Annotated in this window: 22 protein-coding genes; 12 read left to right on the forward strand and 10 right to left on the reverse strand. The window is 66.9% G+C overall.

The genetic code is table 11. The features are described from left to right. Nucleotides 1-8 precede the first annotated feature (8 nt). The 5 genes from J5837_RS08790 to J5837_RS08810 all read right to left on the reverse strand — a co-directional run bounded on the left by J5837_RS08790 (nucleotide 9) and on the right by J5837_RS08810 (nucleotide 8,007). Nucleotides 9-1,946 (reverse strand): hypothetical protein, encoded by a 1,938-nt coding sequence (locus J5837_RS08790; protein WP_210536397.1) that lies wholly within the window; start codon nucleotides 1,944-1,946, stop codon nucleotides 9-11. Beyond that, entirely contained in the window at nucleotides 1,943-3,949 is a 2,007-nt protein-coding gene (locus J5837_RS08795; protein WP_210536398.1) for a tetratricopeptide repeat protein, read from the reverse strand. Before J5837_RS08795 ends, J5837_RS08790 begins: the two co-directional genes overlap by 4 nt. Nucleotides 3,950-4,077: 128 nt before the next feature. After that, complete coding sequence (locus J5837_RS08800; protein ID WP_210536399.1) at nucleotides 4,078-4,506, reverse strand: pilin; 429 nt, start codon at nucleotides 4,504-4,506, stop codon at nucleotides 4,078-4,080. 342 nt (nucleotides 4,507-4,848) lie between these two features. Continuing rightward, a complete protein-coding gene (locus J5837_RS08805) occupies nucleotides 4,849-6,270 on the reverse strand; it encodes a sigma-54-dependent transcriptional regulator (RefSeq protein WP_210536400.1) in 1,422 nt (473 codons plus the stop codon). A gap of 135 nt (nucleotides 6,271-6,405) precedes the next feature. Next, nucleotides 6,406-8,007 carry a sensor histidine kinase gene (locus J5837_RS08810; RefSeq protein ID WP_210536401.1) on the reverse strand — a complete coding sequence of 534 codons (1,602 nt, stop codon included), beginning with the start codon at nucleotides 8,005-8,007 and terminating at the stop codon, nucleotides 6,406-6,408. Between the two features lie 161 nt (nucleotides 8,008-8,168). Here J5837_RS08810 and sucC point away from each other — a divergent pair, with 161 nt between their 5' ends. From sucC to J5837_RS08835, 5 genes are all read left to right on the forward strand, one after another. Further along, the gene (gene sucC, locus J5837_RS08815) at nucleotides 8,169-9,338 is read left to right on the forward strand and encodes an ADP-forming succinate--CoA ligase subunit beta (protein WP_210536402.1); all 1,170 of its coding nucleotides are present in this window, start codon (nucleotides 8,169-8,171) and stop codon (nucleotides 9,336-9,338) included. 22 nt (nucleotides 9,339-9,360) lie between these two features. After that, nucleotides 9,361-10,233: a succinate--CoA ligase subunit alpha gene (gene sucD / locus J5837_RS08820; protein ID WP_210536403.1), complete on the forward strand. Its 873-nt coding sequence runs from the start codon at nucleotides 9,361-9,363 to the stop codon at nucleotides 10,231-10,233. A 143-nt stretch (nucleotides 10,234-10,376) separates the two neighbouring features. Continuing rightward, nucleotides 10,377-10,646, forward strand: coding sequence for a type II toxin-antitoxin system CcdA family antitoxin (locus J5837_RS08825; protein ID WP_210536404.1), 270 nt, complete (start codon nucleotides 10,377-10,379; stop codon nucleotides 10,644-10,646). Then, nucleotides 10,643-10,957 (forward strand): CcdB family protein, encoded by a 315-nt coding sequence (locus J5837_RS08830; RefSeq protein ID WP_210536405.1) that lies wholly within the window; start codon nucleotides 10,643-10,645, stop codon nucleotides 10,955-10,957. The genes J5837_RS08825 and J5837_RS08830 overlap by 4 nt, the downstream gene beginning before the upstream one ends. A 1-nt stretch (nucleotide 10,958) precedes the next feature. Continuing rightward, nucleotides 10,959-12,596, forward strand: coding sequence for an NAD+ synthase (locus J5837_RS08835; protein WP_210536406.1), 1,638 nt, complete (start codon nucleotides 10,959-10,961; stop codon nucleotides 12,594-12,596). Nucleotides 12,597-12,732: 136 nt separating this feature from the next. Here J5837_RS08835 and J5837_RS08840 read toward each other — a convergent pair whose 3' ends face one another. Then, nucleotides 12,733-13,614: an outer membrane protein assembly factor BamD gene (locus tag J5837_RS08840; protein WP_210536407.1), complete on the reverse strand. Its 882-nt coding sequence runs from the start codon at nucleotides 13,612-13,614 to the stop codon at nucleotides 12,733-12,735. Nucleotides 13,615-13,705: 91 nt separating this feature from the next. Here J5837_RS08840 and rluD point away from each other — a divergent pair, with 91 nt between their 5' ends. Genes rluD through J5837_RS08860 form a run of 4 tightly spaced genes read left to right on the forward strand, consistent with a single transcriptional unit; the run spans nucleotide 13,706 to nucleotide 16,413 of the window. Then, nucleotides 13,706-14,719, forward strand: coding sequence for a 23S rRNA pseudouridine(1911/1915/1917) synthase RluD (rluD, locus tag J5837_RS08845; RefSeq protein WP_210536408.1), 1,014 nt, complete (start codon nucleotides 13,706-13,708; stop codon nucleotides 14,717-14,719). Continuing rightward, entirely contained in the window at nucleotides 14,716-15,480 is a 765-nt protein-coding gene (pgeF, locus tag J5837_RS08850; RefSeq protein WP_210536409.1) for a peptidoglycan editing factor PgeF, read from the forward strand. Before rluD ends, pgeF begins: the two co-directional genes overlap by 4 nt. After that, on the forward strand, nucleotides 15,477-16,004 hold the full coding sequence (locus tag J5837_RS08855) for a DUF4166 domain-containing protein (RefSeq protein WP_210536410.1): 528 nt from the start codon (nucleotides 15,477-15,479) through the stop codon (nucleotides 16,002-16,004). The genes pgeF and J5837_RS08855 overlap by 4 nt, the downstream gene beginning before the upstream one ends. Next, nucleotides 15,994-16,413, forward strand: coding sequence for a thiol-disulfide oxidoreductase DCC family protein (locus J5837_RS08860; RefSeq protein ID WP_210536411.1), 420 nt, complete (start codon nucleotides 15,994-15,996; stop codon nucleotides 16,411-16,413). Before J5837_RS08855 ends, J5837_RS08860 begins: the two co-directional genes overlap by 11 nt. A gap of 45 nt (nucleotides 16,414-16,458) precedes the next feature. Here J5837_RS08860 and J5837_RS08865 read toward each other — a convergent pair whose 3' ends face one another. Then, the gene (locus J5837_RS08865) at nucleotides 16,459-18,879 is read right to left on the reverse strand and encodes a TonB-dependent receptor plug domain-containing protein (protein WP_210536412.1); all 2,421 of its coding nucleotides are present in this window, start codon (nucleotides 18,877-18,879) and stop codon (nucleotides 16,459-16,461) included. A gap of 217 nt (nucleotides 18,880-19,096) precedes the next feature. On the opposite strand from J5837_RS08865, the gene J5837_RS08870 reads away from it, so the two are divergent. From J5837_RS08870 to J5837_RS08880, 3 genes are read left to right on the forward strand one after another with little or no spacing between them, the layout of a single operon-like run. Further along, nucleotides 19,097-19,567: a DUF3574 domain-containing protein gene (locus tag J5837_RS08870; protein ID WP_210536413.1), complete on the forward strand. Its 471-nt coding sequence runs from the start codon at nucleotides 19,097-19,099 to the stop codon at nucleotides 19,565-19,567. Between the two features lie 38 nt (nucleotides 19,568-19,605). Then, nucleotides 19,606-20,067 (forward strand): GNAT family N-acetyltransferase, encoded by a 462-nt coding sequence (locus J5837_RS08875; protein ID WP_244755852.1) that lies wholly within the window; start codon nucleotides 19,606-19,608, stop codon nucleotides 20,065-20,067. Nucleotides 20,068-20,083: 16 nt separating this feature from the next. After that, nucleotides 20,084-21,688, forward strand: coding sequence for a SulP family inorganic anion transporter (locus J5837_RS08880; RefSeq protein ID WP_210536415.1), 1,605 nt, complete (start codon nucleotides 20,084-20,086; stop codon nucleotides 21,686-21,688). A gap of 53 nt (nucleotides 21,689-21,741) precedes the next feature. Here the strand turns inward: J5837_RS08880 and J5837_RS08885 are convergent, their stop codons facing one another. The 3 genes from J5837_RS08885 to J5837_RS08895 all read right to left on the reverse strand — a co-directional run bounded on the left by J5837_RS08885 (nucleotide 21,742) and on the right by J5837_RS08895 (nucleotide 25,853). Further along, nucleotides 21,742-22,488, reverse strand: coding sequence for a YidB family protein (locus tag J5837_RS08885; RefSeq protein ID WP_210536416.1), 747 nt, complete (start codon nucleotides 22,486-22,488; stop codon nucleotides 21,742-21,744). 180 nt (nucleotides 22,489-22,668) lie between these two features. Then, nucleotides 22,669-24,060 (reverse strand): alpha,alpha-trehalose-phosphate synthase (UDP-forming), encoded by a 1,392-nt coding sequence (gene otsA / locus J5837_RS08890; protein WP_210536417.1) that lies wholly within the window; start codon nucleotides 24,058-24,060, stop codon nucleotides 22,669-22,671. Continuing rightward, complete coding sequence (locus J5837_RS08895) at nucleotides 24,057-25,853, reverse strand: glycoside hydrolase family 15 protein (protein ID WP_210536993.1); 1,797 nt, start codon at nucleotides 25,851-25,853, stop codon at nucleotides 24,057-24,059. The genes otsA and J5837_RS08895 overlap by 4 nt, the downstream gene beginning before the upstream one ends. Nucleotide 25,854 lies beyond the last annotated feature (1 nt).

The following is a 25,854-nucleotide window of genomic DNA, read 5'->3' on the forward strand; positions in this document are numbered from 1 at the left end:
CAGTCTAGCTAGCGTCGATCGAATTGTGGATGGGTGGCAGACTTCTGTTCGACGAGGCGTTCGAGCGCCCGTGCCGCCTCTTCATTTTGCCCCAGCCTGCCCAGGTGCCGCAGATGCTCAATGTGGGCCCGGGCCCGTTCGGGCTGTCCGCTGGCCGCGTAGAGCTTGGCCAAGGTGATCTGGTACTCGGCGACCCTTGGGGCCAAGCGCGCGGCTTCCTCCCACAATTGAGCCGCAAGCGTGGGATTGCCCAGGCCATTCAATGCGTAATTGCCCTGGATATTGAGTATTTCAGGGTCGCGGCCATGGCTCAGTGCAGCGGTGAAAACTGCATCCATTTCCTGGGTGGGCAAGGAGCAATGGCGTTGCAGGCCGCAATCGACTAGCGACCCCAGTGCGCCTCGTGGTTGGGGTCCCGGCGGATTGGTGTGCAGGCGTTCCCGCAAGTTGTTCCACCAGCGTACATCCACTGGTGAGCCGCTGCGATTGGCCAGGATGATAGCGGTCGTCGCAGGCAAAGGCGTGGCGCCATCGACCTGCATGGCCCGTTCGAGTGCCGCAAGCGCAGGCGCCAGATAAGGCGAATCGATTTGGTACCCGCTTAATACGGCTAAGTCTCTCGCAAGGCCGAAAGTCGCCCGCGGAGAGGTTGGATGCTTGGTGGCCTCGGCCATCGAAAAACGTAGCGGGTTGCTCCATTCGCGCGCACGCAACGCGGTGAAAGCGCCGTACAAGATCAATAGCAGGAGGGCCATCAGCCAGACTGCCCTACGCATACTGTCCTTGCCTGCGACGTGTCGCAGCACATCGCCAAGTACCAGGCACAGGCCGAACGAAGCGAAGTAATTGCGGTGTTCGTAGACCAGTTCCAGCGGAATCACCGTGGCGGTGAGCAGTTGTGCGCAGAAGAACCAGAGCATGCCCAGGGCTGCGAGCGGCCAACGACGGCGCGATCGCCAGGCGGCCAGAAGCAAGACCGTAATGGCTATCAACGAAACCGCGGTGGAAGGGGGCGACAACAATCCGCGCGATACCGGATAGTCGTCGTGGTATAGGCTGAGCTGGCCCATGTCCGGTAGCAAGGTCCAGTGAAGGTAGTCCATCACCACGCGGCTTTCGGTCATCAACCGCTCGACAAGGCCGAAGTCGCGTCCCGGGTAGTGCCCGCCGCGCAGCAGGCCCGGCAGCAGCCAGGCCATGCCGAGCAGGCCGGGAAGCACCAGCCCCGGCAAGTACATGATCCAGAGGCGCCAGTCGCGTCGACTGTCGAAGCCACGGAAACCAAACAGGATCCATTCGACGCACAGTGCATAAAGTGGCAGCAGTGCCGCCGATTCCTTGACTGTCAGACCCATAGCGGTGCAGCCGACCAGTCCCGTCAGCAGCCTGGTCCAGCCTTTGCCTTGCGCGATCAGGTGCTGGCGACCATCCATGTACAGGCACAGGCCTAGGAATACGAATGTGTGGCTCAGGCTTTCCATGCGCTGAACCACGAACAGGATTGCCATTAGATTGATCGGGTTCAGCGCCCAGATCGCGGCGACCCATAGTGCGATACGGTTGCACCGGACGGTATCTATGGCATAGATGACGGCGAACAAGCGGCGCGCAAGTGCATAGGCCAAGCAGGTATTGAGCAAATGGACAGCTACATTGGTCAACTTCATCCACCATGGATCAAGCCCAAATGTGGCGTGGTTGAAGGCAAAGCTGAGCATCGCCAGCGGCCGAACCAATTCCTGTGATGGAGACGAAAAGGCTGCTGCCAGCCACGCATGCCAGTCGCTATTCCAACCTACGTGCAGCGCTGCGTTATCTACGATGTTCGGGTAATCGTCGAACACGAAGCCACCAGCCAAGCCTCCTGCATATACGGCAGCGATGCACACCAGTAATCCCAGCAGGGCACACAATGTAATGCGATCCGGCGATGGGGGATGGCTCATGCTGGTTCCGCCAGCTGGGACGCACTCGCATCCGCTTCGAGCTTCTGGCGAAGTTGGATTAGTTCGTTTTCATAATAGCCATAGTGCTGCAACAGCCAGCGATGCAGGCTGGCCATGTCGCGGATGCGTGATGCAGATTGCTGTCGTTCAAGTCGGCGGAATTCGTTCAGATGCACGATTCCTAGCCGGGGCGATCCCGCGTTGCCAAGCGCTGCAGCTTGCACAAGTGCATAGTCGGCATCTGGTTCAAGTGCCAGAACTGCATTGAACCAGCGCAATGCCTGGTTCGGATCGTTGTGGGCCAGCGCGATCAGGCCGCGAACATGCCAGAAGCCACGCTTGCGCAAGGATGCCGCGCTTTGCGGGTTCGACTCCGCTGCCGCAACCAACTGTTCCAGTCCGGTAAGGCCCATGCCAATACAGTCGACCGCGGTTGGGTTGCGGCTGGCATCCTGGAACCACTGGTACAAGCCGTAATTCCATCGTCGTGCGCTGCTCAGCGTGCGTAACGCCCGTCGCATAGTGTCCGCGCCCAATCGGCCTGTCGTCTGACATTCCAGACCGACGGCACTGATCGCCACGTCAATATCTTCTGGCGCTGTAAGCTGGGCTTGGTGCAGTCGTCCCAAGCCGGCCCGGATCTGCCCTGTTCGAATTTCCTCGGCAGCAGCGCTAACTTGGGCACGTGCGGAATCTTGCTCGTAGTCGGCAGATACCATGCCTAGTAGTGCCGGGTTTCCCCAAGTAATGGCTCGAGCATGAGTCAGCAGGAGCAATGTGGCCAACAATAGGCTTGCGGCAGCGCCGCGATAGCGTGGATAAGGACCGGGGCGGAGCAGGAAATGTGCCACCGGCCAGCCGAATAATGCCATCGGCAAGTAATTGCGATGCTCGAAATAGAGCTCCAGCGGAATTGTCGTGCTTTCAAGCATGTGCGCGACGAGGAAGAACAGGACGGCTGAGCACAAGGCCGGGAAACGTCGCCGAAATACGATGGCCCAAATGGTGCAGGCCAGCAAGCCGAGCATTGCGGGTAGCGTGGTCCATGGCGCCAGCCAGCCTCGCGAAGGCGAGAAGCCTTCGACGTAGACACCGCCACCACCGGCGCGCGGCAGTAACCATTGGCCCAGATAGGACCACAGGGCGCGCGGCTCGCTGAGCAGGCGTTGCGGCAATGTCCAATCGCGACCGTACAGCTCCGAGAGCGGCCACAGCAGCCAAGCTGTGTATGCCAGATAGCTCAGGATCGCCAGGGTCGGCAGACCCAGGCACAGCCATGCTGCGAGGTCGGTCTGCCGTCGATCGCCTGTCGAATCCTGCGTTGGCCTGAGGCATAGCAGATAGACCAATCCTGCCAAGGTTGGTGCAAGGAAGCCGTTGGCCTTGGACAGTCCGGCCAGCAGGGTAGCAGTGCCCACGCCCATTATCACCCAGCACCAACCGTGAGTGGTGCGAGAGGCGTCGAACGCCAACACTGCGCGATCCCAGGCCAGCAGCGCTAGCAGGGCGAAGGTCATCGGCAGCATCGCTTCGCGCTGGACTACATAAAGCGTGGTGGAGACGAAGAACGGATGCGCGGCCCACAATGCGGCGGCTAGCAACGGGGTCCAGCGCGAGACTACAAATGTGGGGTCGCGGCGACACAGGCCGACCTGCAAGCGGGCGATCACCCAAGCCAGCAGGCCGCCGTTGAGGAGATGCAAGAGCAGGTTAGTGCGCTTGAATGCCCAGGCATTGGCTGGCCAGTCACGTGCGTCTAACAAGAAGCTGAGCAACGCGACAGGGCGACCGGTAGGGTCGGCATTGCCAGAAGTGAGGTAGTACAGGAAGGTCGGCCAGTCTCGTATGCGACCGTAGGCACCTAATACATCAAGGTTGCCGAAATCGTCGAACAGGAACGGTCCTGTCAGGCCCGGCCAGTAGGCCCAAGCAACCAGCAAGACCAGCGCAAGACCGGCAAATGGCAAACGCCAGCTCTGGGAGTGAGCGAACACGCCGCTCATGAAAGCGGACCGGTAATGGGCCGGGAATGGCTGTCCACTAGGGAATAGGCCGAGAGCATTACGTCAGCATAAAAAAGAAGGGCTGCTCACGCAGCCCTTCACCTTGCGCCAGCGCAATCAAGTCGAACTTAGTTACGGCACTCGGACGGCAGGTACTTGTCAGTGATGTTGGCGCCCTTCTTGCACTTCCACTTGACGGAACCAGCGGCCGTGGAAGCCGAAAGAAGCAGAGTGGCGTTGTTGGGAAGCTTCGGTTCAGCGCCACTATAGGTAATCGTGACAACACCATCGACGGTGGAGACGCTGGTCACGTACTTGCCGTTGATCGATGCAGCGGTCGGCAGACCGGCACTTGCGTTGCTCGGCGGATAGTGGCCGGTAGACGAATACGTCTCGGCCGTGGCCAGCTTAGCCGCGGCCGCCAAGTTGATACCTTCCGAAGCCTTGGTGCGGACCGCGTAGTCCTGGTAGGCCGGGATGGCGATGGCCATCAGGATGGCGATGATCGCAATGACGATCATCAATTCGATCAGGGTAAAGCCCTGCTGCTTCTTCATGGTGTATCCCCTAGGAGTGGATGGATGACGACGTACCCGGTTGCCGGCTGACCCGGTCCTTCGGCGCCGTGCAACTGGCACGTGCGGCTGTATCACGCAGGATGCATGCCAAAAGTCAGGGCGGTGAGGGGCGGGTTAGCTTTGTGACGGGCTTCAATGGAGCGTGGGGAAAACCGCCATCATTTGGCGGGTAAAGGCTTTTCGCCTCATTGGTAGCGGATCGGTCTGTGGCCAAAAGTGACGCGTAGAGTCAGTTCGGGGGGGGCTATTCGCGTTGATGGGCGTCGGCAGCGACGCGAAGAGGGCTCCGGCGTGAGGTCTCGGTCGCGGGCAGGCCCGCTCCTACTCGATGCCGAGCTTCTTCAGTTTGTAGCGCAGCGCGCGGAAAGTGATGCCCAACTGGACCGCGGCCTTGGTGCGGTTCCAGCGGTTTTCTTCCAGTGCCTTCATGATGGCCGCTCGCTCCAGCTCCTCGATGTAGCCGGGCAAGGCCGGCGACGCGTCGCCTCCGGATTCCTCCGTTTCGAGCGGAGCGGGCGCGGGCGCCGCCGCCGCCGGAGGCGGAGACGCAGGACGACCCGTAGCGGCTGGCGGCACGGGCAGGTTCAGGTCTTCGGCGCCAAGCGTTTGCGCGTCGGTGTCGGCCAAGGCCAGCGCGCGTTCCAGCAGGTTTTCCAGTTCGCGCACGTTGCCCGGGAACGGGTGCGCGGCCAGGGCGGCCAGCGCGTCGGCGCCCAGTTGCGGAGCGGGGCGCTTCTGCTCGCTGGCCAGCCGCGCCAGGATGGCCGCGGCCAGCGCTGGCAGATCTTCGGTGCGCTCGCGCAGGGGCGGCACGCGCAGTTCGATCACGTTGAGGCGGTAATACAGGTCATGGCGGAAGCGACCGTCGGCGACCTGCGTGGACAGGTCCTTGTGCGTGGCCGAGAGGATGCGCACGTCGACCGCGACCTCATTGGCGGCACCGACCGGACGCACGGTCTTCTCCTGGATCGCACGCAGCAGCTTTACCTGCATCGGCAGCGGCAGCTCCGCGATTTCGTCGAGGAACAGGGTGCCGCCGTGCGCGGCCTGGAACAAGCCCGGCTTGTCGGCATGGGCGCCAGTGAAACTGCCCTTCTTGTGGCCGAAGAATTCGCTTTCCATCAGCTCGGCCGGGATCGCACCGCAGTTGACCGGCACGAACGGCCCCGCCGCGCGCGCGCCCTGCTCGTGGATGGTCCGGGCGACCAGCTCCTTGCCCACCCCCGATTCGCCCAGGATGTACACCGGCGCCTGGCTGCGCGCGACCTTGGCGATGGTCGCGCGGAGGGCAACCAGGGCGGGCGAATCGCCGAGCAGGCGGCCGCTGCCCGGCGCGGGCGGCAACGTGGCCGCGGCGGCGGGCGTCGCCGGCGCCTCCAGCCGCAGCGCGTGGGTCACCAGGCCGCGCAGCACCGACAGCTCCACCGGCTTGCTGACGAAGTCGAAAGCGCCGGCCTTCAACGCTTCCACCGCGGCCTCGACGTTGCCGTGGGCGGTGATCATCGCCACCGGCGTGTGCGGGAAGCGGCGCACGATTTCGCCGATCAGTTCCAGTCCGGAACCGTCGGGCAGGCGCATGTCGGTCAGGCACAGGTCGTAGCGTTGCCGCGCGAGTTGTTCGCGCGCCTGGTCCAGGCTGGCCGCGGTGTCCACGCGCAGGCCCATGCGGCCCAGGGTCAGGGTCAGCAGTTCGCGGATGTCGCGTTCGTCGTCGACTACCAGTGCGTTGCGCGCGTCGCTCATGGCTACCTGCTGTCAGTTCGCGGCAGTTTACGCGGCGGGGGAGGGTTATGGGAGCGACCTCGGTCGCGAATGCCCTGCGGAGGGAACTGCCCGAAAGCATTCGCGACCGAGGTCGCTCCCACAAGAAAGCGCTCCTCAGCCCGGTAGCAGCGTATGGGTGCCCGGCAAGCGGATGCGGAAACAGCTGCCGCCGCCGGGTACCGCCACGTATTCGAGCGTGGCCTGGTTGGCCAGGCACAGCTCGCGGGACAGGTACAGGCCCAGGCCGGTGCCGTGCTCCGAGGTGGTGAAGAACGGGCGGAACAGCTGCGTAGCGGTAGCCTCGGGGATGCCGGGGCCGCGATCGATCACATCCAGGGTCGGCTGCCCGTCGAAGTGGGCGACCAGCGATACGCGCGCCGGTTCGCCGGGCAGGCGACCGTGGTTCAGCGCGTTCTGCACCAGCGTGGACAGCACCTGGTGCAGGTGCCGCGGGTCGACGACCGCGGTGACTGCGTCCTTGCCGGTCACGGCCTCGATCCGGTCCGTTTCCAGCGGCAGGCTGGCCGTGTATTCGCGGACGAAACGCTCGACGAACCGGCGCAGGTCCAGTTGCTCGGGCACGGCGCGTTCGCGCCGCGCCAGGCCCATCACCGTCTCGATGATGGTGTTGGTGCGCCGGCATTGCTGCACGATGATCTGCACCAGGCGCTGGTCGCCGGGGGGCAGCTTCGTCTCCTCGAGCAACTGCGCGGCATAGCTGATCGAGGCCAGCGGGTTGCGTACTTCGTGGGCCAGGCTAGCGGCGAAGCGGCCCAGGGTCGACAGGGTCAGGGTTTCGGCGCGGCGCGAAACCAGGCTGGCGTCGTCGAGGAACACCAGGGTCTGGCCGCTTTCCGGATGCGGTCGGACGAAGCGCGGCAGCACGTCCGGCTGGTTGGGGTCGATCTGCAGCGGGCTGTCGTTGCGTTCGCCGCTGCGCCGCCACTCGGCCAGGCGCACGCTCAAGGGGTGCGCGGCCTCGCGCAGGAGCAGGCCCTGCAGCGACGTGGCGCCGGCGCCGAGCGCGGCGAGCGCGGCTTCATTGGCCAGGCGGATGCGGCCATCCTCGTCGACCAGGAGCACGCCGGTGCGCATGCGCCGGATGATCAGCTCGTTGAGTTCGACCTGGCGGCTCAGCGCCGAGCCGCGGTGTTCGGCCAGGGCCATGCTGGCGCGCGCGCGCTGGCCCATCTGGTTCGCCAGCCATGCCACCGCCACATAGCTCGCGGTGAATGCCAGCGGCTGGCTGAGCGCCTCGGTGCCGGCGCGGCCGTGCAGCACCTCCCAGACCTCCACGCCGATCAGGGCCAGGCCGGCCAGCAGCGCCAGCGCCAGGCCCAGGGCCCGCGGCAGCAATAGCGCCGCGGTGGCCACGTTGAAGGTCAGCAGCAGGGCCGCGATGGTCGCTGCCGCCGGCAGCGCGTGGCAGACCAGGGCGACCACGGCGATGTCCACCATCACGCCCAGCACCGTCACGCCGGTGCGCCAGCCGTCCACCCGGCCCAGCAGCAACAGGAAGGTGGCCGCGACCAGATAGCCGACCGAAGCCAGCGCGGCCAGCTTGGGCGGGGCGGATCCGCCGATCAGCTCGCGCAGCGGGCTGAACAGCAGGGCGGCAAGCAGCGCCGCTTCCAGCAGCCGGTACAGGGCGAAGAAATACAGGTCCCGCTCGGGCGCCTGGCTGAGGTATCCGAAGGAGAGCGCGCGCTGGGACAAGCGGAAACCCCGGGGGATGAGCCAAAAGTATAGGACGGCCGCATTTTGCGCTGCAGCACCCGCTGCGCGACAATAGCGGACCCATCTGCCACGCCCCCGGCCGGGCCGCTGCCCGGCCGCCCGGCGCGCGATGCGATCGGATCCCCTGACTACGGTGACGCATGAATTTCCACGAATACCAGGCCAAACAACTGTTCGGCGACTACGGCATTGCCGTTCCCAAGGGCCAGGTGGCCCATTCCCCCGATGAGGCGGTGACCGCGGCCAAGGCTATCGGTGGCGACTTCTGGGTGGTGAAGGCGCAGATCCACGCCGGCGGCCGCGGCAAGGCCGGTGGCGTCAAGCTGGCCAAGACCCTGGATGAGGTGAAGCAGTACGCCAAGGCCATGCTGGGCACCCGGATGGCGACCTACCAGACCGCCGGCGTCGAGCTGCCGGTCGACAGCGTGCTGATCACCCAGGCGACCAACATCGCCAAGGAACTGTACCTGTCGGTGCTGGTCGACCGCGGCACCCAGACCGTCACCTTCATCGCTTCGGCCGAAGGCGGCATGGACATCGAGCAGGTCGCCCACGAGAAGCCCGAGGCGATCAAGACCCTCAACGTGAGCTTCGTCGAAGGCCTGCAGCCGTACCAGTGCCGCGACCTGGCCTTCGCCCTGGGCCTGAACGCCAAGCAGGCCGGCCAGCTGACCAAGATCATGCTGGGCCTGTTCAAGCTGTTCAACGACAAGGACCTGGCCCTGGTCGAGCTGAACCCGCTGGCGATCCTCGACACCGGCGACCTGGCCGTGCTCGACGGCAAGATCAACTCCGACGACAACGCCAGCTTCCGCCATCCGGAACTCGTCGCCATGCGCGACGTGCGCCAGGAAGACGAAACCGAAGTGCTGGCCAGCAAGTACGACCTGAACTACGTGACCATGGACGGCAACATCGGCTGCATGGTCAACGGCGCCGGCCTGGCCATGGCCACGATGGACGTGATCTCGCTCAACGGCGGCGCGCCGGCCAACTTCCTCGACGTCGGCGGCGGCGCCAACAAGGAGAAGGTGACCGAGGCGTTCAAGCTGATCCTGCGCTCGCCGTCGGTCAAGGCGATCTTCGTCAACATTTTCGGCGGCATCGTCCGCTGCGACATGATCGCCGAGGGCATCATCGCCGCGGTCAAGGAAGTGGGCGTCAAGGTGCCGGTGATCGTGCGCCTGGAAGGCACCAACGTGGATGCCGGCAAGGAGCTGCTGAAGAACTCCGGCCTGGCGATCATCCCGGCCGACGACATCAACGATGGCGCGAAGAAGGCGGTGGAAGCCGTCAAGCACGCCGCCTGATCCCACCTTCAAGGAAAGCGAAATGTCCGTTTTGATCAACAAGAACACGAAGGTGCTGGTGCAGGGCTTCACCGGCTCGCAGGGCACCTTCCATGCGCAACAGATGCTCGACTACGGCACCCAGGTCGTCGGCGGCGTGACCCCGGGCAAGGGCGGCACCCAGCACCTCGGCCTGCCGGTGTTCGACACCGTGCAGGAAGCCGTCGCCAAGACCGGCGCCGACGCCTCGGTCATCTACGTGCCGCCGCCGTTCGCGGCCGACGCGATCATGGAAGCCGCGGCCGCCGGCATCAAGGTGATCGTGTGCATCACCGAAGGCATCCCGGTGCTCGACATGCTGCGGGTCAAGAACGTGCTGAAGGGCTACCCCGGCGCGCGCCTGATCGGCCCGAACTGCCCCGGCGTGATCACGCCCGGCGAATGCAAGATCGGCATCATGCCCGGCCACATCCACATGCCGGGCAAGGTCGGCATCGTGTCGCGCTCCGGCACGCTGACCTATGAAGCGGTCAAGCAGACCACCGATGCCGGCCTCGGCCAGTCGACCTGCATCGGCATCGGCGGCGACCCGATCAACGGCACCAACTTCATCGACGCGCTGAAGCTGTTCCAGGAAGACCCGCAGACCGAAGGCGTCATCATGGTCGGCGAGATCGGCGGCAGCGCCGAGGAAGAAGCGGCCGAATACATCGCCAAGCACGTGACCAAGCCGGTGGTCGGCTTCATCGCCGGCGCCTCGGCCCCGAAGGGCAAGCGCATGGGCCATGCCGGCGCGATCGCGTCCGGCGGCTCGGGCACGGCCGAGGGCAAGTTCGCCGCGATGGAAAAGGCCGGCGTCACCACGGTGAAGTCGCCGGGCGACCTGGGCGCGGCGATCGCGGCGCGGCTGAAGTAAGCGACCTGCGTGGCAGGCGGCGCGCCGTGGCATGCTCGCGGTGCCTTCCATGGGAAAAGCCGCCTCAGGGCGGCTTTTTTCATGGCTTGACAGCTCCCAATCATGCGCATAGGTTATGCGCATGATTGGTGCGGAGCATGCCCATGCGCATCCGTGAAGAGAACGCCGGTTATGCCGCCAAGCGCGCGGCCAACCTCAGCGTCAACGCCGAGTTGCTGGACCAGGCCAAGGCGCTGGAAATCAATCTCTCCGCAACGCTGGAAAAGGCGCTGGAAGCGGAAGTGCGCGCGCGCCTGCGCGAACGGTGGCTGGAGGAAAACCGCGAAGCGATCGCCGCGTACAATGAGCGCATCAAGCGCGACGGGCTCGCCGGCGACCACGTGCGTGCCTTCAAGGCGTCGCTCAAGGAATGAGCCAGTTTTCCGTCTACGCCAATGCCGACGCGGCGTCGCGGCGGTCCATCCCGTGCTGGTTGAACGTGCAAAGCGATCTGATCGACAGCGCCGAGTCGCGCGTGGTCGTGCCCTTGATCGCGCCCGAACATGCGCGGATGTCGGTCAGCCGCCTGATGCCGTCGTTGATGGTTGCAGGTAAGCGGATGGTGATGGACACGGCGCAGATCACCAATGTGCCGATGCAGATGCTCGGCAGGCAGGTGGCGGATCTGTCCGCGGAACGCCTGTCCATCATCGACGCGCTGGACTTCCTGACTCATGGGATCTGAAATGCAAGGCAAGTTGCGCATCGCCCTGGCCCAGTTCGATTTCCCGGTCGGCAACATCGCCGGCAACGAAGCGCGCATCGCGCGGATGATCGCCGAGGCGCGCGACGTGCACGGCGCGGACGTGGTGCTGTTTCCGGAACTGGCGGTCAGCGGTTATCCGCCGGAAGACCTGCTACTGCGGCCGTCGTTCCTGGCCGATTGCGAGGCCGCGCTGCAGCGCATCGCCACGGCCGCGCACGGCATCGTCGCCGTGGTCGGCTGGCCGCAGAGCGCGGGTGCGATCGTCTACAACGCAGCCAGCGTGCTGCGCGATGGCGAGGTTGCCGCGACCTACCGAAAGCGCGAACTGCCCAACTACGCGGTGTTCGATGAACGGCGCTATTTCGACATCGATCCGGACGGTGGCGCCTGCGTGTTCGAAGTCAACGGTGTGCTGGTCGGCCTGGTGATCTGCGAGGACCTGTGGTTCGCCGAACCGCTGGCCGACGCCGCGCGTGCCGGCGCGCAACTGGTGCTGGTGCCCAACGCTTCGCCGTTCGACCTGGGCAAGCACGCGCAGCGCGATGCGCTGCTGGCGATGCGCGTAGCCGAGACCGGCGTGGCGCTGGCCTATGTCAACGTGGTCGGCGGGCAGGACGCACTGGTGTTCGATGGCGCATCGGTGCTGGCCGATGGCGACGGCTGCATCCATCCCGCTGCGCGCGCTTTCGAGGACCACTGGTGCGTCGCCGATTACGACGCGGCCACGCGCAAGTTCATTCCGGTGGCCTGGCCGGCCGATGGCGATGAAAGCCGGGATGCGCTCGCTTGGCGCGCCATCGTCCGCGGCACGCGCGACTATTGCGCGAAGAACGGGTTCTCGAAGGTCTGGCTGGGCCTGTCCGGCGGCATCGATTCCTCGCTGGTGCTGGCCGTCGCGGTGGACGCGCTGGGCGCGGAGAACGTCACTGCGGTGCGCCTGCCTTCGCGTTATACCGCGGGCCTGTCCAACGACCTGGCTGCCGAGCAATGCGCCGCGCTGGGGGTGAAGCTGGAGGCGATTTCGATCGAGGCGCCGTTCAAGGGCTTCCTCGAGGCGCTGGCGCCCTGGTTCGAAGGCCGGCCGGTCGACACGACCGAAGAAAACCTGCAATCGCGCAGCCGCGGCGTGCTGCTGATGGCGATGTCGAACAAGTTCGGCGGCCTGCTGCTGACCACCGGCAACAAGAGCGAATACGCGGTCGGTTACGCGACGATCTACGGCGACATGTGCGGCGGCTATGCGCCGATCAAGGACCTGTACAAGACCGAGGTATTCGCGCTCGCGCGCTGGCGCAATACCGTCGCTGGCGCGCCGGTGATTCCGCCGGCGGTGATCGACCGCCCGCCGACCGCGGAATTGCGCGAGAACCAGAAGGACCAGGATTCGCTGCCGCCGTACGACGTGCTCGACGGCATCCTGCTGCGCTACGTCGACCAGGAACAGTCGCGCGACGAGATCGTCGCGGCCGGTTTCGACCCGGCGACGGTGGACAAGGTGCTGCGGCTGGTGCGGATCAGCGAGTGGAAACGCCACCAGGCTGCGCCGGGGCCGAAAGTCTCGCGGCGCGCGTTCGGCCGCGAACGGCGCTACCCGATCACCAACAAATATTCCGGTTAATCAAGCCTTGATGTGGGGGCGGCTATAGCCGCGATAGGTACTCCCACGAGAAGCGATCACGGCTATAGCCGCTCCCACGGGTCGGTCATGCAAAAGCAAAGGGGCCTTGCGGCCCCTTCGTCATGACGTTGCGCGATTACTGCTTCCTGCGCTTGTCGTCGTTGTCCAGCGGCGACTTCTCGCCGGCGAACGGATTGAGGCGGCGGAACGCGGACGGATAGTCCGGCCAATCGCCGTGCAGCCACGGGTGCTGCGGGTCGTTCAATTCCAGCACGCGCTTGGCATCGGCGGCCAGGGTCTGGTTGCCGAGCTGGGTATAGGCCTCGGCCAACGTGGCGACCGCGTCGTTCTGGTAGGTGCTCTGCGGGTAGGTTTCCAGCAGGTACTTGGCGCGCGCGGCGGCCGACACCCAGGCCTTGCGGTGCAGGTAGTACAGCGCCGTATCCAGCTCGTGGCGGGCGAAGATGTTGCGCAGCGCGACCATGCGCTGGCGCGCGTCGGCGGCGTAGCGGCTGTTCGGGTAGCGCTCGGCTACCACGGAGAAATCGCTGTAGGCCTGGTTCGGCGAAGCCAGATCGCGGCGGCTGCTGTCCTGGCGCCACACGCGCTGCAGGAACACCGTGTCGCTGTTGGCGTTGGCCAGGCCGCGCAGGTAGTACATGTACGGGATGTTGCGGTGGTTCGGGTAGGTGCGGATGAACTTGTCGATGGTCGACACCGCGTCGTCGCGCTTGCCGGCCTTGTACTGGGCGTAGGCGGTCTCGACCAGGGCCTGCTCGGTGTACGGGCCGTAGGGGTACTGCGCGGTCAGCGCACGGAAGTCGATCTCGGCGCGGTCCCAGTTGTTCTTGCGCATCGACTGGTGCGCCTTCTGGTACATCTCCTCGACCGGCGCGCTGACATCCGCCTTCTTGTCCTTCTTGAACCACTTGCCGCAGCCGGTGCCGGTGACGGCGACGACCAGGATCAGGGCGACGATGCGCAATGCGTGGAGGCGGTGGGAGGCGCGCTGGGTCATGGGCTGGCGGAAGGGCCGCGGCAGGGAAACAAGGCAGCGATGATAGCCTAGGCGGCCTCCCGGCCATGAACGCCCGGCCAACAGTCCCCCGATGACCCCGCCTCCCGCCAGCCATTCCCCCGACCCCTCCGCTCCCGAATCGCCGGACGAGGACGCCCCGCGCAGCGCCGTGGTGCCTGACGCTGCGACCGGCCGCCGCTTCGACGCGGTGCTGGCCGAGCTGTTCCCCGAATTCTCCCGTTCGCGCCTGGCCGAATGGATCAAGTCCGGCGACGCCCGCCTCGACGGCGAAATCGCCCGCCCCCGCGACCCGGTGCGCGGCGGGCAGGTGGCCAGCCTCGACGCCGTGCTCGAAACCCAGACCCACGCGCTGCCCGAGGACATCCCGCTGGACGTGCTGTACGAGGACGACCAGGTCTTCGTGCTGGACAAGCCCGCCGGGCTGGTCGTGCACCCGGGCGCCGGCAACCCGAACGGCACCCTGGTCAATGCGTTGCTGTTCCGCGACCCGTCGCTGGCCGCGCTGCCGCGTGCCGGCATCGTGCATCGCCTCGACAAGGACACCAGCGGAGTGATGGTGGTCGCGCGCACGTTGCAGGCGCACGCAGCGTTGGTCGAACAACTGTCCGCGCGCGACGTGCATCGCCAATACCTGGCCATCGTGGTCGGTGCGATGGTCGCCGGCGGCACTGCCAATGCGGCGATCGACCGCCATCCGCGCGACCGGCTGAAGATGGCGGTGCGCGAGGACGGCCGCGATGCGGTGACCCATTACCGCCTGCGCGAACGCTTCCGCAACCACACTGCGCTGGAGTGCCGGCTGGAAACCGGCCGCACCCACCAGATCCGCGTGCACATGGCGCACATCAAATACCCGATCGTTGGCGATCCGCTGTACGGCGGTCCGCTGAAACTGCCCAAGGGCGCGTCGGAAGAACTGATCGCGGCGCTGCGCGGCTTCAAGCGACAGGCCCTGCACGCGGAAACGCTGGAGTTCTCCCATCCCTCGACCGGCGAACCGCTACGCGTGTCCGCGCCGGTGCCGGCCGACATGCAGGAACTGATGCGCCTGCTGCGCGAGGACGTGGCGGCGCACAAACCGTGAGCGCCATCCTGCCCGCCGATTGGCCTGCACCGCCTGGTGTCGTCGCCTTCACCACGCTGCGCTTCGGCGCGGGCGCGTCGGAGATCCCGTTCAACCGTTTCAATCTCGGCCTGCGCAGCGGCGACGACGTGCGCACCGTATCGGCCAACCGCAACGAACTGATCCAGCGCTGCGGCCTGCCGGATGCACCGCACTGGCTGCAGCAGGTGCATGGCGTGGCCGTGCAGCGTTTCGGCGCCGGCGACGTGGTGCCGCCCGATGGTGCGCCGGAGCCGATCGCCGACGCATCGGTCACTTCCGATGCGGGCGTCGTGCTGGCCATCCTTACCGCCGATTGCCTGCCGGTGGTGTTCGCGGCGAAGGACGGCGGTGAAGTCGGCGCGGCGCATGCAGGCTGGCGCGGACTGGTTGCCGGCGTGCTGGAGAACACCGTCGCCGCGATGCACGCGGCCCCCCGGGACCTGGTCGCCTGGCTGGGCCCCGCTGCCGGCCCGCAGGCCTACGAAATCGGCGAAGAAGTGTTCGACGGCTTCGTCTCGCGCGACGCGCGTGCCGAAACGGCATTCGCGCCGACCCGGCCCAGCCACTGGAAGGTCGACCTGTACGCACTGGCGCGACAGCGACTGGTCGATGCCGGCATGTCGCCTGCCGACATCCACGGCGGCGGCCTGTGCACGATCAGCGACGAGAAACGCTTCTTCTCGCATCGTCGCGACCAACGCACCGGGCGCATGGCTACGCTGGTGTGGAAACAGGCGTGAGCGCCGCGCTGTACGCCGGCCTGCTTGGCGGCGACTTCGCCGCGTTGCCGCCGAAAGTACGAGGCATCCACTCGAACCCGGGCCTGCACCGCTATCGCGGTGAAGTCGAAGTCGTGCGCGGGGCCGGCGTGCTGTCGAGGCTGTGCGCGTGGGCCACGCGGTTGCCGTCGCCGGGCAGCGGCCCGATCGAGGTCGAGATCGAAGCGGTGCCGACGCACGAACGCTGGACCCGCCACGTCGCCGGCCATGCGATGCGTTCGCGGCTGTGGGCGCGCGATGGCCTGTTGTGCGAGCGGCTCGGGTGGGTGCGTTTCGGTTTCCGGCTCGGCGTCGACGCGGGCGCGATCGTCTGGCGGGTTGCCAGCGTCCGCGCCTTCGGCTTGCTGCCCCTGCCGACGGGCTGGTTCGACGACGTGCGGGCGCACGAGTTCGAGCGCGACGGCCGCTACCACTTCGATGTCGCCGCCGCCTTGCCGCTGGCGGGCCTGCTGGTGCGCTACCGGGGATGGCTGCATGTCGAGTGAAAGGACGACTGGCGGCGACGGCCCGCTCATCGTCTTCGATGGCATCTGCGTGCTGTGCAACGGCTGGGTCCGCTTCCTGCTGCGCCACGACCGGCGCGCGCGCTATCGTTTCGCCGCGATGCAGACCGCGGCGGGCCGCCGCCTGCTCGCCGGGCACGGCTTGGACGCGGATGATCCCGCATCGTTCCTGCTGGTCGAGGACGGCCGCGCGTACATCGACACCGACGCCATCGTCCGCGTATTGGCGGGACTCGGCGGGCCATGGCGCATCGCCGGCATCATCCGCGGGATTCCGCGCGGCCTGCGCGACCCGGCGTATCGCTGGCTGGCGCGCAATCGCTATCGCTGGTTCGGCACGACGACCTGCCACGTGCCGACCACCGGGCAGCGCGCCCGGTTCGTCGAATAGTCCCGGCGAAAGCGCCGGGACCCGGGTTCGTCCGATCGGTGCGTATCAGAACGCGTAACGGACCCGCGTGTAGTAGTAGGCGCCGTTGCTGCCGACCGGCGACAGTACGTCGTAGGGCAGGTTGCCGAAATAGGCGATGTCCTCGCTGGAACGGTCGGCGTATTCGTCGGTCAGGTTCTGCCCGCCCAGCGCCACGCTCCACTTCGGCGTGATGCGGTACTCGACTTCCGCATCCAGCTGGTATTTCGCCGAATAGGTCTGGGTCGGCACGAAGCCGCCGCCGAAGTCGAACACGCGCGTCGCGCTGCCGTGGCGTTGCACCCGGGCCTGCAGCGCCCACTTGTCGTTGTTCCAGTTCGCCGCGAACTGCGCGCGGGTGCGCGGCGCTGCATCGGTCAGCGTGTTGCTTTCCTCGACCCCGAACAGCACGTAGTCCGGATCCAGCGCCAGCGATTGCGACGGCGTGGCGACGATGTGCTCCAGTTCGGTCTTGGCGTAGCTCCAGGTGCCGGTCAGCAGCAGTTCGCCGCCGCCCAACGCCTGGCGCCAGTTGGCGACCAGTTCCGCGCCGCGGGTGCGGGTATCGGCGGCGTTGACGAAGAAGCTGGCGCTCTGCACGCCGCGCACGCCGAAGTTCTGTTCGACGAAATCGGTCAGCGGCTGGCCGGTGATGTCCTCGGACAGGGCCACGCGGTCGTCGATGTTGATCTGGAAGAAATCCAGCGACAGGTCGAAGTGCTCGCCGATCCGGCTGGTGAAACCGAGGCTGAGGTTGACCGATTTCTCCGGCTGCAGCTCGGTCGCGCCCAGCGCGCGGGCGATGGGATTCTCGACCGACAGCAGGCGGCCCTGCAGCAACTGGCCGGAGGCGTCGTAACCGGTGGAGGTGGCTTCGTAGCCGATCTGGCTCAGCGACGGCGCGCGGAAGTTGTTCGACACCGCACCGCGCAGCGCGAATGCCGGCGCGAACTCGTAGCGCGCGGCGAGCTTGCCGGTGAACTGGCCGCCGAAGCCTTCGTAGTGTTCGTAGCGCGCCGCGATGTCGGTGCTCAGCTTGTCGCCGAACTGGCTGGACACGCTCGCGTAGACGCTGGACACGTCGCGCGACAGGTCGGCCACGTCCTGCGGGGTCAGGCCGCCACCGGCCTGCGAGCCGGTCGGGCGATCGGTGTACGGACCGGCCGCGTAGCTGGCCGGGTCGCCGGCCCCGGTTTCGTAGTCTTCGCGGCGGAATTCGACGCCGCCGGCGAACACGTGCGCACCGAACGCGCGGCTCAAATCGAAATTGAACAGCGTCTGCGCGAAGCTGTAGTCACCGGTCTTGAAGCGGGTCGGGCTGGTCGGGCCCAGCGACGCGTTCAACGAATTTTCCAGGCGATAGGTGAAGTCGTTGCGGCCGTGGTTGAGGCTGGCGTCGTAGTCCCATGCGCCCCATTGCCCGCGCAGGCCGGCGACCAGCGAGGCGTCGAAGTTCTCGCCCAGCGACACCGGTCGGTAGCCGTTCGGGTAGATCTCCTTCCAGTTGGCGGCGCCGTCGGGATAGCGGAAATAGTTCGCGCCGCGCGTGTCGCTCTGGTGCCAGGTGCCGAACGCGTAGAACGCGCCGGCTTCGCCGACCGGCACTTCCGCGTTGAACCAGCCGTTGATGTCCTTCGACTCGCCGTCGCCCAGCCAGTAGTTGCGCTTGCCGGCCAGGGCGAGGTTGTCCGCCGTCTGTTCTTCCCAGAACGGGATCTGGTCGAAACCGGCGCGGTTGGTGCCGTTGCGGTGCTTGTATTCCAGGCCCAGGCGCAGGAAGCCGCCATCGCCCAGGCCGGTGCCGACCTTGGCGCCGAAATAGCCGGTCTGGCCGTCGGTCACGGTGCGGTCGATCGGTTCCACGTCGGTGTGGTGCAGGCCGTAGCTGGCTTCGAGCGCGCCGCCTTCGGGTGCATCCTCGAGGATCACGTTGATCACCCCGGCCACCGCGTCGGAGCCGTATTGCGCGCCGGCGCCGTCGCGCAGCACTTCGATGCGCTTGATCGCGTTGAGCGGGATCGCGTTGAAATCGACCGGCGTGGTGCCCTTGCCGATCTTGCTGTCGGTGTTGACCAGCGCGCTGACGTGGCGGCGCTTGCCGTTGACCAGCACCAGCACCTGGTCGGGCGACAGGCCGCGCAACTGCGCGGCGCGCACGTGGTCGGCGCCGCCGGAGTTGGACTGGCGCGGGAAGTTGAACGACGGCAGCAAGGCCTGCAGCGCGCTGCCCAGCTCGCCGTTGAGCGCGCCGGCCTTGCGGATGTCCTCGGCGGTCAGCACGTCGATGGGCGCGGTCGATTCCAGCGCCGTGCGATCGCTGGCGCGGGTACCGGTGACGATGACCGTGTCCAGCTCGGTGGCGTTGCCGGAAGCCTGCTGGGCGAAGGCGGGGAAGGCGAGGGCAAGGGCGATGGCGGCGCCCAGCGGGGCCACGACGGGATGGGACATGGGAAGTTCCTTGGGGAAGGGGAGCGTGCGGCGATACAGGTTGCCCGATCGCCGGTGGAATATTCTACTTATTCATCCGGATAAAGAGATATATTATCTGCCGGAGCGGCGGGCACAATGTCCCCGCTCATGACGGTGGCCGACCTGCTCATGCCGATGCGTCATTTCGCAACGGCCGAGCGAACGCCGAGCGTGTCCTTTTTCCTGGAGTGTCCCGATGCGTCTGCGCCAAGCGTGGTGGTTGTCCCTGGTCCTGGTCCTCGCCGCGTGCAGCACGACCGGGGCCGTCGTGCCGGCCACCACCGCCTCCCTGCAGGGCGACGCCGCGCGGCCGGCGCAGGCGCAGGGATGGGTGCGTAGCGAGCTGTATTTCGGCGTGGGCGAGGAGAGTGGCCCGGCCGATCGCCCGCAGACGGAAAAGATCGGCGAAGCGCAGTGGCGCGCCTTCCTCGACAAGGAAGTGACGCCGCGTTTTCCCGATGGCCTGACCGTGTTCGACGCCTACGGCCAGTGGCTGTTCCGCGGCGCGAAGGAGCCGAACCGGCTCGGCACCAAGGTGCTGGTCATCCTGCACGAGGACACGCCGCAGCGGCGCGCCGACATCGAAGCGATCCGGCTGGCGTGGAAGCAGGCGACCGGCCACCAATCGGTGCTGTGGGCGCAACAGCGGGTGGAAGTGTCGTTCTGACCGCATACTCGGCGAATCCGCACCCGTCGATGCTCGCGATGGCCTTCGAAATTCGTCCCGACGATCTGTCCGGCGCGGCCACGCGCGAACTGCTGGCCCTGCACCTGCGGCAGATGCATGCCAACTCGCCGCCCGGCAGCGTGTTCGCGCTGGACTTGTCCGGCCTGCAAGGCGCGGACGTGGACGTATGGAGCGCGTGGCGCGACGGCCGCATCGCCGGCATCGGCGCCTTGCGTGCGCTGGCCGACGGCAATGGCGAGCTGAAATCGATGCGCACGCATCCGGATTTCCTGCGCCAGGGCGTGGCCGTGGCGATCCTCCGCCATATCCTCGGCGTCGCCCGCGCGCGCGGCATGTCGCGGCTGAGCCTGGAGACGGGCAGCGGCGCGGCCTTCGAACCGGCCCTGGCCCTGTACCGGGCGCACGGGTTCGAGCCGGGCCCCGCGTTCGGCGACTATGTCGCCAGCGATTTCAACCAGTTCCTGCACCTGGCGCTATGAGCGCCCCAGAGCATCCATGAGCGCATCCGGACCTTCCCCCTCGATCCACCGCCCGCGCTGGTTCGTTCCTGCCGACCTCAACGGTTTCTTCGGCCTGGTGGTCGACAACCTGTCGATCCTCGGTTTCATCGCCGCGGCGCTGGTCGGCATCTTCCAGTTCCCGGCGGAGGTGGTGTTCGCGCGGATGTTCCCCGGCACCGCGCTCGGCGTGTTGCTCGGCAACCTGGCCTACACGTGGATGGCCCGGCGCCTGGCGGCGAAGACCGGACGCGACGACGTCACCGCGATGCCGCTGGGCCTGGATGCGCCGACCAGCATCGGCATGGCGCTGCTGGTGCTGGGTCCGGCGTTCATCGGCTTCAAGCAGCAAGGGCTGGATCCGAATGCCGCGGCCATCGCCACCTGGCAGCTCGGCATGGCGTCGCTGGTGGTGATGGGCGCGTTCAAGCTGGCGTTGTCGTTCGCCGGCGACTGGATCACCCGCGTGCTGCCGCGCGCCGCGCTGCTGGGTTCGATCGGCGGTGCGGCGCTGACCCTGCTCGGCTTCTTGCCGCTGATCGAAACCCTGCGCAATCCGGTGGTCGGCGTGGTCACCTTCGGCCTGCTGCTGTACGTGCTGGTGGCGAAAGGCCGGCTGCCGGTGAAACTGCCCGGCGTGCTGGTCGCCTTCCTGATCGGTACCGCGTTGTATTACGGGCTTGGCCTGTCGGGCCTGGGCGCACCTGGCTTCCAGCTGCCCGATCCGTTGCCGCTGTCGGTGCAGCTGCCGTGGCCGAGCCTGGGCTTCGTCGAAGGCCTGCCGCACACCGTGCCATACCTGCCGCTGCTGTTGCCCTTCGGCCTGCTGATGGTGGTCGGCGGCATCAACGTCAGCGAAAGCGCGCGTGCCTCCGGCGACGATTACCGCACCCGCGACGTGCTGCTGGTCGAAGCGCTGGCCACGCTGGTCGCCGGCCTGTGCGGCGGCGTCGCGCAGACCACGCCGTACATCGGCCAGCCGGCGTACAAGCACATGGGCGCGCGCAGCGGCTACACCCTGCTGACCGGCTTGTTCGTCGGCATCGGCGGCATGCTCGGCATCGTCGCCGGGCTGGTGCAGTGGCTGCCGGTGGCGGTGCTGGCGCCAATCATCGTCTACGTCGGCCTGGACATCACCACCCAGGCCTTCCACGAAAGCCCGCGCCGCCATGCGCCGGCGGTGGCGCTGGCGTTCCTGCCTTCGATCGCCTATCTGTTGAACATCAAGCTGGGCAATCCCGGCTGGATCGCGCCGGACCACTTCGCCAGCCTGTTCTCCACCAGCGATCCGCACGGCTTCTCCGACCTGGCCGCGATCACCACGCTGGGCAACGGCTTCATCATCACCGCGATGCTGTGGGCCGCCGCGCTGGTCGCGCTGATCGAAACGCGCACGCGTGCCGCGGCGGGCATCCTGTTGCTGGCCGCGGCGCTGACCCTGTTCGGGGTGATTCATTCGGTCGATCCGCGCGGTGGTATCTACCTGCCGTGGAATCTCGAAGGCCTGCGCCAAGCCATCGCCTTCCAGTTCGCCGCGGCCTATGCCGCGCTGGCGGTGTTGCTCGGCCTGCTGTCGCTGCAAAAGCCCGGAACCTCCGCTTGATCCATCCTGTCGGCCCGACCTGTCTGCGATAGCGGGTGACATCACGCCGTTCGCTATTGCAGGCCTAACTGCCTCAGATAGGGATCGAGCAAACCCAGCGACCACGCGTACCAAACGCCGCCGGCGATCAGGGCGACGACCAGCAGCCACAGCAGCCAGCCCCAACCGCCGCGCCTGCGCAGCGGCTGCCTGCGGAAATGCGGATTGAAGGCCGGACCACGCGTGGAATCGGCCAGTGTGGAGCCCGCCGGCGCGGCGAAGGCCGCAGCCATGGCGTCCGCGCGGTTCGGCATCGCCATCCTTGTCGTGGCGGGCGGTGCCCCAAGCGGCGCCGGAGGCTCTTGCGGTGTTGCGAAGACAGGCTCGAGGCGATGCAATTCGGCGGCAGGCTTGGTCCATGGGTCGTTCGCCGGTAGTCGTTTGCCAGGGACGACCGTTCCGGCGCCCGCCGGCAGGCGTCCGCCCGGCGTGAGTTCGGCCACTAGGCGCGGCAGGACGCCGGCGATGGCGGCGGCGAGGGTGGCCCGACTGGTGCCCAGGCGGATGCTCCAGTCGTTGAGCAGACCCTGGCCGAAGACGGTGCCGACATCGCCTGCGTTCAAGGGCAAGGTGCTGGCAGGGTTGCCGAACCACGCCGCGACCAGGTCGCCGTGGCCCTGTTCGCGAAACCCTTCCACGAAGCCGCCGAAACCGCCGCGCCGGTCGTTGAAGATGTACCCGATCAGCAGGCCGAACAACTCCCGACTTCGATCGCCCAGTCCGTAGCGTTCCGACAACTCGCTCACCACCGCATCGAACATCGATCACTCCGGATTTTTTTGGCGCACCTGCGCCGCATGGTTTGGCCTATCCATCCGATGGTAGCGACCATGGTCGCAGTGGCCCTATACGCGGAGGCGACGATGCTGAATCCGGATATGACGCGGCTCCGTCGTGTGCTCGCGCACGCTTTCGTTGGAGAATCCATCGCGCGCAGGCGTCTAAGCCGCCGCATCCATGCCATCGACGCCTTCGCGCAAGGCGTCGAGGAAGCTGCGCCGCCATGCGGTGATGTCGTGGGTGCGCAGGTGCCGCATCATCGTTTCCCAGCGGTCTTGCCGTTCCTCCAGCGGCATCGCCATCGCCGCGGCGATGGCGTCGGCCACGCCGTCGAGGTCGTAAGGGTTGACCATCAGTGCGCCGTCCAGTTCGCGCGCGGCGCCGGCGAAGATCGACAGCACCAGCACGCCCGGATCGGCGGGGTCCTGCGCGGCGACGTATTCCTTCGCGACCAGGTTCATGCCGTCGCGCAGGGGCGTCACCAGGCCGACCCGCGCCATCCGGTAGAAACCGGTCAGGGTCGCGTGCGGGTGGTTGCGGTTGACGTAGCGCACCGGGGTCCAGTCGGGTTCGGCCTGGTCGCCGTTGATGTGGCCGGCCAGTTGTTCCAGCTCGTTGCGCAGGTGCTGGTACTCGAGCACCTCGCCGCGCGATACCGGCGCGATCTGCAGGTAGGTCAGCTTGTTGCGCAGGTCCGGATGGCGCTGGAGGAAGCGTTCGAAAGCGCGGAAGCGTTCGGGCAAACCTTTCGAATAATCCAGGCGGTCGACGCCGATGGCCAGCGCGCGTCCCGACAGGCTCGCCTGCAAGCGCCTGACCCCGGGTTTGGCCACCGCAGCGCGCGCCTGTTCGGCGATATGCGCGGTGTCGATGCTGATCGGGAACGCGCCCGCGCGCAGCCTGCGGCCGCTGGCGGTCTGCAGCACGCCGTGGGAGACGACGCGGCCGCGGCCGAACAGGCGGGTGTAGTCCTGGAAGCGCTCGAGGTCGCGTTCGGTCTGGAAGCCGATCAGGTCGTAGGACGACAGGCCTTCGAACAGCTTCACGTGCTGCGGCAGCGCCGCCAGCAGGTCGGACGAAGGCATCGGCACGTGCAGGAAGAAACCGATCCGCGCGTCCACGCCGCGTTCGCGCAACAGCTCGGCCATCGGGATCAGGTGGTAGTCGTGCACCCAGATCGTGTCGTCCTCGCGCAGCAGCGGCGCGACTTCGTCGGCGAACAGCGTGTTGACCCGGCGATAGCCGGCCCAGGTCTCGCGGCTGTAGTCGACCAGGTCGACGCGGAAGTGCAGCAGCGGCCACAGCGTGCGGTTGGCGAAGCCGTTGTAGTAATCGTCGTGGTCGCGCCGCGACAGGTCGACGGTGACGTAGTGGATGCGGCCTTCGCGTTCTTCGCGGATGCGTCCGGATTCGTTCGGGTCGATGCGCCCGCTCCAGCCGAACCACAGGCCGCCGGTTTCCTCCAATGCCGCCTGCAGCGCCACCGCCAGTCCGCCGGCGCTGGCGGTGCCGGGGCGGGCGACGCGGTTGGAAATGACCACCAGGCGGCTCATGCCGCGTCCTGCCATGGCCGCGACAGGCGCATCGCCGCGTTGATCAGGCCGACGTGGGAATAGGTCTGCGGGAAATTGCCCCAGGCTTCGCCCTGGTCGAACTCCAGGTCTTCCGACAGCAGTCCCAGCGGGTTGCGCCGCGCGAGGATGCGTTCGAACAATGCGCGCGCCTCGTCCTTGCGCCCGAGCATCGCCAGTGCGTCGATGTACCAGAACGTGCATACGGTGAAGCTGGTTTCCGGCGCGCCGAAATCGTCCGGCGCGACATAGCGGAACAGCGCGTCGCCGCGGCGCAGGCGCTCGCCGATGGCGTCCACCGTGCGGGCGAAGCGAGGGTCGTCGCCGGCGACGAAGCCCAGTTCGGCCAGCAGCAGCAACGAGGCATCCAGCCGATGCCCGTCCAGCGCCTCGACGAAATAGCCGAGCTCGGCGTTGTAGGCGTGGTCGGTGATGCGCGTATGCATCGCGTCGGCGCGCCCGCGCCAGAACGCGGCGCGTTCGCCCAGGCCCAGGTGCGCGGCGATCTTGGCCAGCCGGTCGCATGCGGCCCAGCACATCACGCTGGAATAGGTATGCACCTCGGTGCGGCCGCGGAATTCCCACAATCCCGCGTCGGGCTGGTCGTACAGGGCGTAGGCGCGTTCGCCCAGCGGCTCCAGGCGCTGGAACGTGGCCTCGTCGCCCATGCGGATCAGGCGCTGGTCGAAGAACAGCTGGGTCGCGGCCAGCACCACGCTGCCGTACACGTCGTGCTGCTTCTGCAGCCAGGCCAGGTTGCCGCGCCGCACCGGGCCCATGCCGCGGTACCCGGCCAGCGCGGCGACTTCGTCCTCGGCCAGCCGGCTTTCGAAGCCGATGCCGTACAGGGGCTGCAGCAGGCCCTCGTTGGCGGCCAGGTTGCCGACGTAGCGCAGGTATTCCTCCATGCTGCGGGTCGCGCCGAGGCGGTTCAGCGCGCGCACCACGAAGGCGGCGTCGCGCAGCCAGCAGTAACGGTAGTCCCAGTTGCGCGCGGTGTGTGGCGCTTCCGGGATCGAGGTGGTGATCGCGGCGACGATCGCGCCGGTTTCCTCGTACTGGCACAGCTTCAGGGTGATCGCGCTGCGGATCACCGCCTGCTGCCATTCCAGCGGGATCGACAGGTAGCGCACCCATTCGCGCCAGTAGGCGGTGGTCTTTTCTTCGGCGTGGCGGACGAAGTCCGCGACCGGCTGGGTCAGGGTCTCGTCGGGACCCAGCACCAGGTGCAGGTCGTGGTCGAGGACGAACGGCAATTCGTCGCGCAGCATGCGCACCGGCGCGTCGCTGGTCAGGCGCAGGGTGAAGCCGGGCAGCAGGTAGCGGATGTGGTTGCTGCCCCAGGTGGTTTCCGGCAGCGTCGCGCCGTAATCGGCCAGCGGGCGCACGCGCACCCGGATGCGCGGCAGCCCGGCCAGCGGACGGACCTTGCGCATCAGCATCACCGGGCGGTAGAAGCGTTCGTTCTGGTGCCAGCGCGGCGCGAAATCGGTGATCTCCACCGCGCCGCCGTCGGCGTCGCGCAACACCGTGCGCAGGATCGCGGTGTTGGGGACATAGGCCTGTTCCGCGGAAACCTGGTTCTCCAGTTCCACGGCGTAATCGCCGCCCGGATGCAGGCGCGGCGACAGCAAGGCGCAGAAGGTGGGATCACCATCGAAGGCCGGGATGCAACCCCAGACCACGCGGCCATGCGCGTCGATCAGCAGCGCGATGCTGCCGTTGCCGACGATGCCCAGGTCGAGGCTGGCCGGTCGCGCGACGGTGGCCTCCATG

Origin of the sequence: Pseudoxanthomonas helianthi (genome assembly GCF_017939625.1) — a bacterium.
GTDB classification, from domain to species: domain Bacteria; phylum Pseudomonadota; class Gammaproteobacteria; order Xanthomonadales; family Xanthomonadaceae; genus Pseudoxanthomonas_A; species Pseudoxanthomonas_A helianthi.

What these genes read in the sequence shown, in the direction of transcription:
- J5837_RS08790 (WP_210536397.1), bottom strand. Translation starts at nt 1,946, where the DNA reads ATGAGCCATCCCCCATCGCCGGATCGCATTACATTGTGTGCCCTGCTG.
- J5837_RS08795 (WP_210536398.1), bottom strand. Translation starts at nt 3,949, where the DNA reads ATGAGCGGCGTGTTCGCTCACTCCCAGAGCTGGCGTTTGCCATTTGCC.
- J5837_RS08800 (WP_210536399.1), bottom strand. Translation starts at nt 4,506, where the DNA reads ATGAAGAAGCAGCAGGGCTTTACCCTGATCGAATTGATGATCGTCATT.
- J5837_RS08805 (WP_210536400.1), bottom strand. Translation starts at nt 6,270, where the DNA reads ATGAGCGACGCGCGCAACGCACTGGTAGTCGACGACGAACGCGACATC.
- sucC (WP_210536402.1), top strand. Translation starts at nt 8,169, where the DNA reads ATGAATTTCCACGAATACCAGGCCAAACAACTGTTCGGCGACTACGGC.
- sucD (WP_210536403.1), top strand. Translation starts at nt 9,361, where the DNA reads ATGTCCGTTTTGATCAACAAGAACACGAAGGTGCTGGTGCAGGGCTTC.
- J5837_RS08825 (WP_210536404.1), top strand. Translation starts at nt 10,377, where the DNA reads ATGCGCATCCGTGAAGAGAACGCCGGTTATGCCGCCAAGCGCGCGGCC.
- J5837_RS08830 (WP_210536405.1), top strand. Translation starts at nt 10,643, where the DNA reads ATGAGCCAGTTTTCCGTCTACGCCAATGCCGACGCGGCGTCGCGGCGG.
- J5837_RS08835 (WP_210536406.1), top strand. Translation starts at nt 10,959, where the DNA reads ATGCAAGGCAAGTTGCGCATCGCCCTGGCCCAGTTCGATTTCCCGGTC.
- J5837_RS08840 (WP_210536407.1), bottom strand. Translation starts at nt 13,614, where the DNA reads ATGACCCAGCGCGCCTCCCACCGCCTCCACGCATTGCGCATCGTCGCC.
- rluD (WP_210536408.1), top strand. Translation starts at nt 13,706, where the DNA reads ATGACCCCGCCTCCCGCCAGCCATTCCCCCGACCCCTCCGCTCCCGAA.
- J5837_RS08860 (WP_210536411.1), top strand. Translation starts at nt 15,994, where the DNA reads ATGTCGAGTGAAAGGACGACTGGCGGCGACGGCCCGCTCATCGTCTTC.
- J5837_RS08865 (WP_210536412.1), bottom strand. Translation starts at nt 18,879, where the DNA reads ATGTCCCATCCCGTCGTGGCCCCGCTGGGCGCCGCCATCGCCCTTGCC.
- J5837_RS08870 (WP_210536413.1), top strand. Translation starts at nt 19,097, where the DNA reads ATGCGTCTGCGCCAAGCGTGGTGGTTGTCCCTGGTCCTGGTCCTCGCC.
- J5837_RS08875 (WP_244755852.1), top strand. Translation starts at nt 19,606, where the DNA reads ATGGCCTTCGAAATTCGTCCCGACGATCTGTCCGGCGCGGCCACGCGC.
- J5837_RS08880 (WP_210536415.1), top strand. Translation starts at nt 20,084, where the DNA reads ATGAGCGCATCCGGACCTTCCCCCTCGATCCACCGCCCGCGCTGGTTC.
- J5837_RS08885 (WP_210536416.1), bottom strand. Translation starts at nt 22,488, where the DNA reads ATGTTCGATGCGGTGGTGAGCGAGTTGTCGGAACGCTACGGACTGGGC.
- otsA (WP_210536417.1), bottom strand. Translation starts at nt 24,060, where the DNA reads ATGAGCCGCCTGGTGGTCATTTCCAACCGCGTCGCCCGCCCCGGCACC.
- J5837_RS08895 (WP_210536993.1), bottom strand. Translation starts at nt 25,853, where the DNA reads ATGGAGGCCACCGTCGCGCGACCGGCCAGCCTCGACCTGGGCATCGTC.